The 6,969-nt window shown below is 67.3% G+C and carries 7 protein-coding genes and 1 pseudogene; 7 read left to right on the top strand and 1 reads right to left on the bottom strand.

The genetic code is table 11. The features are described from left to right. Nucleotides 1-218 (bottom strand): annotated as a pseudogene (locus Q8Q71_RS14615) (hypothetical protein); the annotation flags it as partial. 287 nt (nt 219-505) lie between these two features. On the opposite strand from Q8Q71_RS14615, the gene Q8Q71_RS14610 reads away from it, so the two are divergent. The 7 genes from Q8Q71_RS14610 to Q8Q71_RS14580 all read left to right on the top strand — a co-directional run bounded on the left by Q8Q71_RS14610 (nt 506) and on the right by Q8Q71_RS14580 (nt 6,960). Then, nucleotides 506-1,078: an OmpA family protein gene (locus Q8Q71_RS14610; RefSeq protein WP_305760328.1), complete on the top strand. Its 573-nt coding sequence runs from the start codon at nt 506-508 to the stop codon at nt 1,076-1,078. 50 nt (nt 1,079-1,128) lie between these two features. Further along, nucleotides 1,129-1,299: a hypothetical protein gene (locus Q8Q71_RS14605; RefSeq protein ID WP_305760327.1), complete on the top strand. Its 171-nt coding sequence runs from the start codon at nt 1,129-1,131 to the stop codon at nt 1,297-1,299. Nucleotides 1,300-1,377: 78 nt separating this feature from the next. Further along, nucleotides 1,378-2,133: an SseB family protein gene (locus tag Q8Q71_RS14600; protein ID WP_305760326.1), complete on the top strand. Its 756-nt coding sequence runs from the start codon at nt 1,378-1,380 to the stop codon at nt 2,131-2,133. A gap of 141 nt (nt 2,134-2,274) precedes the next feature. Next, a complete protein-coding gene (gene dcm, locus Q8Q71_RS14595; protein WP_305760325.1) occupies nt 2,275-3,453 on the top strand; it encodes a DNA (cytosine-5-)-methyltransferase in 1,179 nt (392 codons plus the stop codon). Beyond that, a complete protein-coding gene (locus Q8Q71_RS14590; RefSeq protein ID WP_305760324.1) occupies nt 3,446-3,895 on the top strand; it encodes a very short patch repair endonuclease in 450 nt (149 codons plus the stop codon). The genes dcm and Q8Q71_RS14590 overlap by 8 nt, the downstream gene beginning before the upstream one ends. Before the next feature lie 13 nt (nt 3,896-3,908). After that, a complete protein-coding gene (locus Q8Q71_RS14585) occupies nt 3,909-5,114 on the top strand; it encodes a type II restriction endonuclease (RefSeq protein WP_305760323.1) in 1,206 nt (401 codons plus the stop codon). Nucleotides 5,115-5,973: 859 nt separating this feature from the next. Then, nucleotides 5,974-6,960: a hypothetical protein gene (locus Q8Q71_RS14580; protein ID WP_305760322.1), complete on the top strand. Its 987-nt coding sequence runs from the start codon at nt 5,974-5,976 to the stop codon at nt 6,958-6,960. Nucleotides 6,961-6,969 lie beyond the last annotated feature (9 nt).

Below are 6,969 nucleotides of genomic sequence, written 5' to 3'. Positions count from 1 at the left end.
GGCGGGGGCGGCGGCGGCCGGAACAGGGTCACCAGCACGGGCGGGGGCGGGGGCGCGGCCGGCTCCGGAGGCGGCGCCGCCCGGCTCGACAGCACGGGCGACAGGACCAGCACGTGGGCCGCCAGACTGGCCGCCGCCGCGATCGCCCAGGCCCGGCGCGCCGAAGCCTTCGCCCGCCGGCGCCGTTCCGTCCGTTCCGCCTCGTCCGTTCCGCGCATCGTCCGTCCCGGCCGCCGGTCCAGGGCGCCGGCGCGGCCAGACAATCACCGCCCCGCGTCAGGATCGTGGCGCGTCCCACAGTGCGGAATCGAAAAAATAAGTAATCGCATGGAACAAAACGCTGTTTTGCTTAGCGCGATTCAAGATGTCGACCAGCGTTCTCTCCTTACGGCCAAGCTGACACCTTGTCGCCGCATCCGCGTCATCACTCCGCCCTCCCGGCTCAGCTAGGTGCCGGAGCGGGGTACAGTGGGAGTGGCGTCCCGGACATCCAGGAGACTGAACTTTGACCCAATCGATCATCAGGACGGCGGCCGTGACCGGCGTGGTTCTGGCCCTCGGCCTCGGCGCCAGCGCCTGCGCCAGCCACAAATTCGTGCGCGAGAACCTCGCCGTCGTCGACGAGCGCGTGACCACCGTCGACACCCGGGTGACCGGCGTCGAGGGCACGGCCGGCCAGGCGCTGGAGCGGGCCAACGCGGCCCATGTCCTGGCCGAGGGCAAATTCCTCTACGAGGTGGTGCTGTCGGACGACTCGGTGAAATTCCCCGTCAACCGCGACGCCCTGTCGCCCGAGGCCGAGCAGCGGCTGGCCGAACTGGCCCAGCGGCTCAAGGGCGAGAACCGCAACGTCTACCTCGAGATCCAGGGCTATACCGACGCCAGCGGCGACGCCGAATACAACGAGGAGCTCGGCGAGGCCCGGGCCGAGGCGGTGCGCCGCTCGCTCAGCCGCCAGGGCATCGCCCTGAACCGGATGGCGACCATCTCGTATGGCGAGGAGGCCCCGGTGGCCCCCAACAACACCCCCGAGGGCCGCGCCCAGAACCGGCGCGTGGCCATCGTGGTCCTCAGCTGACCCGTGACGACGGCCGCCCCTCGCGGGCGGCCGGCGCTCCGGCGGACGGCGTGAAAACCGGCCGGCAATGCCGGATCATGGCGGCCGAGGCGGCCGGGCGCGCGTACATCACCCCGGACGAGGGTCTGAAGGCCCGCCTGCTCAGGGACGCGCGGGCCTGGGTCAGGCGCGGCGAACGGGCCGACGTCCGCGAAGCCCTGGCCGCGAACCTTCCGGCCTAGGACGAAACCGGCGCCCCCGCGATTGACGCGGCGCGCCCGCTCGCCTCTTGTGTCGGCCCCTTCGACCCAGAGCGATCCATGACCGACAGCGCCCCCCTTACGTTCACCGACAATCCGACGAACCCGCTGGAGGAGCTGCTCTACGCGGGTCTGGCCGACGCCGGCCAGATGGGGAATTTCGAGCGGGCGATGCTCGAGGCCGACCTCTACGCCGTGCCCGAGCCCGGCAGCCCCGGCGGAACCCCCGGCGACGACGGCGCCAGGGTGTTGCGCCCCGGCGAACAGCTGATCCTGCGCGGCGTCGTCCTCAACGACGGCCGCAACACGGTGACCCTGTTCACCGACCCGCGCCGGGCGACGAAGATGTTCGGCGACGACGCCCGCATCCTGGCCATGCAGGGCCGCAAGCTGCTGGACATGCTCAAGGACGTGGTGATCCTGCTCAACCCCGAGGGCGGCCGCGGCCTGAAGATGGAGCCCGACCAGATCCGTCAGGTGCTGGAGCACGCCCCGGTCGGGATCTCGACCCGCCGCCCCTCGGGCCCGGTCGAACTGGTCGAGCCGCCCGAGGCCTACCACCCGCTCTCCCTGATGGGCCGGCTCGACGTCGTCTTCCGCGAGATGAAGGTCGATGAGGCCTGGCTGGCCCGGGCCCGCTGGTCCGAGGCCCGGATGATGGGCTGGTTCCTCGACATCCGCACCGACGCCCCCGCCGACGAGGTCGTCGCCCTGTGCGAACGCGCCGTCCGCGGCCTGCCCTTCGGCGGCGAGGTCTTCGACGTCGCCGTCAGCAAGCCCGGCGGCGAGAAGGGCGTGGGGGTGAAGCTGGCGTAGGGGGCGCTACGGAAGTAGAGGCCGGGACAAGGCGGCAACCCCCGGTGGGTAAGGCCTTGTTGCCAACTTGTTCTCCTGGCAGAATCTCACCAGTCTGCCACCTTCAGCAAGCGCGGAATCACCGTGTCGGAGTATGCTCTTATGGTGAAACAGGCCGGCCAGGCGACCGCCGATGCGGCAGCGCGCCTTGGTTATATCGATGGCCCGTTGACGCCTCCGGTTCCGCAACCCGCACTGAAATTGGTGCGTGGCGGCAAGGATCAGCTCCCCGCGGACTTTACCTTCATCGACCTGTTCGCCGGCATCGGCGGCCTGCGCCGGGGCTTTGAATCCATTGGCGGCCGGTGCGTCTTCACCTCCGAGTGGGACAAATACAGCCAGCTGACCTACCGGGCGAACTTCCCCGACGATGATCACGAGATCAACGGCGACATCCGCGCCGTGGAGGCCGCCGACATCCCTGCCCACGACGTCCTGCTGGCCGGCTTTCCGTGCCAACCGTTCTCGATCGCCGGGGTGTCGAAGAAGAACGCCCTCGGCCGCGCGCACGGCTTCGAGGACAAGACCCAGGGCACCCTGTTCTTCGACGTGGCGCGGATCATCGCCCACCACCGGCCGGCCGCCTTCCTGCTGGAAAACGTCCGCAACCTGGTGGGCCACGACAAGGGCAAGACCTTCCAGACCATCAAGGACGTGCTGACGAACGAGCTTGGCTACACGATCGACTTCCGCGTCATCGACGGACGCCACTGGACGCCGCAGCATCGCGAGCGGATCTTCATCATCGGCTTCCGCGAGGACCAGGGTTTCCGTTTCGCCGATATGAAGTTGCCGGACGCCGCGCCGAAGCTGGCGACCATCCTGCATCCTGGCGATGGCTCGGAGGCTCCCGACCAGCGGTTCACCGTGGGCAACTCGGGGCGGGTGTCGGACAAATACACCCTGACCGACCATCTCTGGAACTACCTCCAGCGGTACAAGGAAAAGCATACGGCGGCGGGCAACGGTTTCGGCTTCGGCCTGGTCGGGCCCGACGACGTGGCCCGGACGCTTTCCGCCCGGTACTACAAGGACGGGTCGGAAATCCTCGTCAAACAGGAGGGCAAGGGCCCTCGGCGTCTGACTCCGCGCGAATGTTCGCGCCTGATGGGCTTCGACGAGGCCCAGGGGAACGATTTCCTCATCCCCGTGTCTGACACCCAGGCCTATCGCCAGTTCGGCAATTCTGTTGTGGTGCCGGCCGTGAAAGCCGTCGCCGAACATATGAAGCCGCACCTCTTCGCTGCGCTCGGGAAACGGCCGAAGGCCGGGCTTGGCTGACGTCGTCGATCCGGCGACCCGCAGCCGGATGATGTCCGGCATCCGGGGCAAGAACACAAAGCCCGAACTGCTGATCCGCAAGGCCCTGCACGCGCGCGGTTTCCGCTACCGCCTGCACTGCGACCTGCCGGGCAAGCCGGACATCTGCCTGCCGAAGCACCGGGCGGTGATCCTTGTCCACGGCTGCTTCTGGCATGGGCATGGCTGCCATCTGTTCAAATGGCCCTCGACGCGACCGGAGTTCTGGCGCGGCAAGATTGAGCGAAACCGGGAAGTCGATTGTGTCGCGGAGGAGCGACTGTCCGCCGCTGGCTGGCGAGTCGCCACGATCTGGGAGTGTGCATTGAAGGGCAAGTCGCGCCTCGCCCTTGATGACGTGGTGCAGAGGTGTGCAGACTGGCTCATCTCAGATCGCGAGCATCTGATGATCCAAGGGGACTAGAGTGCGAAGAGGAATGCTTTCCAGCCTCTTCGTGGGGGCCGTCGCCAAGCGGCTGACCTTGGTTGAGACGATTACTGAGCGTTCCAACCAACACGAGTTCCAGGGCATTCAGTCGCTTCGTCAACTGCTTGGCGAGGATGATCGCAAGGAAGTCCCGACTCGTTTTATCTGGCTCTCGGACGAAGACGGCTCGTTCACTGACGAGGGCTTTCTGAGCTGGTCCAATGTGCGGAAGGGCAAGCCGCGCTCGGCGGAGTTCCACCTCTACTATTCGACCAACACCGTCACCGAAACCATGTCCGTCGGTGACCTTTTGATCATCGCCCTCCATCGCGACGGGTCGTTGTTGGCGATCGTCACTCCGGCAGCCGGAACCACTCAGAATCAGCTTCTCTGGCTTTTCGGCCTGGAGCCCCCCGAAGAGCAAAAGGTCACCATTCAGCATCTCGATGCTGCGCACGATACTGAGCTTGGATTTGTCGCCAGATACGTCCTGGATGAACTTGCTATCGAGCCGGAAGAACCCGAGGCAGTCCGTCTCGATCAACTGATCGATCCGTTCGGCCTGGTGTTTCCGAAAGCCAAGGTGTTTTCCGCTTTGGCGAGAGCTTCTCTGCCGGAAGTTTCAGCCGCTGACGATCCGGACGGGGCGCTTGTGGACTGGCTGGATCGAGAAGAGCAACTCTTCCGCCGGCTCGAACGCCGTGTCGTTGCCGACAGAGTCGCCAATGGATTTCAAGCTTCGGGTGTGGTTGATGTAGATGGCTTTCTTGCCTTCTCGCTGAGTGTGCAGAACCGACGAAAGGCGAGGGCCGGGCAAGCGCTCGAAAACCATCTTGAAGCGGTCTTCGAGGCGCAGCGTGTCCGGTACACGCGGGGCGCGGAAACGGAGAATCGGAACAAGCCAGATTTTTTGTTTCCGGGAGTCGCCGAATATCGGGATGCAGATTTTCCTGCCAAATGGCTGACTATGCTCGGAGCCAAATCCACCTTGAAGGATCGCTGGCGACAAGTGCTCTCTGAAGCGGAGCGGATTGACCAGAAGCACCTCCTCACACTCGAACCCGGAATCTCGGAAAATCAGACCGATGAGATGCAAGCCAAGTCGCTGCAACTCGTCGTTCCGCGTCGTCTGCACGGAACCTTCAAGCCAGCTCAGCAGGACTGGCTGTTGGACCTGACGGCGTTCCTGGCTCTCGCCAATCAGCGGCAGGACTGATGATCCCTCTCCCGATGGGAGAGGGCTTGAGCGCTCGGCGGCGCAGCCGTCGTTCTGGCGCGAAAGGGTGTGGGTCGACTGCCGACGGGCGGCTTCGCCGCTTCAGCCGACCGACCCCCATCCGGCCCTTCGGGCCACCTTCTCCCAACGGGAGACGGAAGCGAGGGGCCGTGACGCTGCCCTCTCAATATAGTCGCGTTGGCGAAAAAATATCTCCTCCGATCAACGCCTTGCTCTTTTGAAGCGGGTTTCTCGCAACGCCCCCTCCCGCCGGCCTTATCCTTTTCCCATCCCGTCGGCGGGGAGGGCGTCGGATCCACGTTCTCGATGACGGCGGGCTGTGGTCGAGCGATGAAGCCCGGGGGAAGGGTACCTCGGGGGTCCTTGCGGACGTCGATGGATGGCGTCCGCCTGCCTCGCCGCGGGCCTGGGGAGCGAACCGATCCGCCTCGATGGCGCGACGTTCGCCCCGCGTCCGGTCCAGCAATGGGCCGGGCGGATGATCCGGCAAGGCCCGCACGAAGGCCGCCAGCCGGAGGGCTCGTGGAAAACGCACCGCGCGGGGCTGTCTGTCTCGTCGAAACGGTAAAACACATCAGCACCGGGCGAGGCCCGGCCGCCCCGCACCCTCCCCACACCGCTCTCCCGAAGCGGCGAACAGCCATGTCCTGTTCCTCCCCCCGGGGGAGGACGCCACAGAAAGGACGCCGCCATGAGACCCCGTCCCCCGACCGTCCGCCTCGGCCCCGACCCCGAAGACGCCCCTGTTTCATCCTGAAACACCCGGGCCCGGCGGCGCCCGGGGGGCGGAACACCCCCACCCCGCGAACGTTGTGTGCCGGAACCCGGAGAGGCTCCCATGTACAGGCTTGCACCCATCACGACCGCTCTCGCTCTCGCCCTCGCCGCCGCCCCGCCCGCGCTGGCGCAGGACCATGGAAACGGCAAGGGCGGCGGCAAACACGAAGGCGGCGCCCACGGCGCCCAGGACCGCGGCGAGCGCGGCGGCGGAAACGACAACCGCGGCCAGGGCCGCGACGACGCGCCCGGCCGGGGGCAGGCGCGCGGCGCCGAACGTCCCGACGGTCCGGCCGCCCGGGCCGTCGAGGCCGTGCGCGACCGGCGCGAGGATCGCCGCGACGATCGCGAGGACCGCCGCGAGGACCGCCGCGACGACCGCCAGGACGACCGCCGCGAGATCCGCCGCGAGGCGGCGCGTCAGGTGTTCCAGACCCGCGACGGCCAGCCCGTGGTCTATTTCCGCCGCGACGACGACCGCGGCCTGATCGCCGGCTGCCCGCCCGGACTGGCCCGGAAGAACAACGGCTGCCTGCCGCCGGGACAGGCGCGCCGGATCGCCGCCGCCGACCGCTACGACTGGCTGTGGCGCACGCGCGGCGACGACTACCGCTACCGCTACGACAACGGCTATCTGTACCGGATGAATTCGCAGGGCTCGCTGCTCGGCTGGCTGCCCGTGCTGGGCGGGGCCCTGGCCCCCGGGGCCACATGGCCGTCGCAGTACGCCTACCAGCCGGCGCCCGCCTACTATTCCAGCTATTACGGCCTGCCGCAGGGCCGGGACTACCGCTACGCCGACGGCGCCCTGTACGGCGTCGATCCCCAGACCCAGAGGATCAGCCAGATCGCGGCCCTGCTGACCGGCCAGAACCTGAACGTCGGCCAGCCCCTGCCGCCGGGCTATGACGTTTACAACGTGCCCTACGCCTACCGCGGCCAGTACGTCGACGGCCCCGACGCCATGTACCGCTACAACGACGGCTATCTGTACCAGGCCGATCCCACGACCCGGCTGGTGACCGCCGTCATCCAGCTGCTGACCTGATCCGGAGCG

Source organism: Brevundimonas sp., from assembly GCF_030704825.1.
In the GTDB taxonomy this organism is placed as follows: domain Bacteria; phylum Pseudomonadota; class Alphaproteobacteria; order Caulobacterales; family Caulobacteraceae; genus Brevundimonas.
This window is presented reverse-complemented; position numbering and strand designations above follow the sequence as displayed.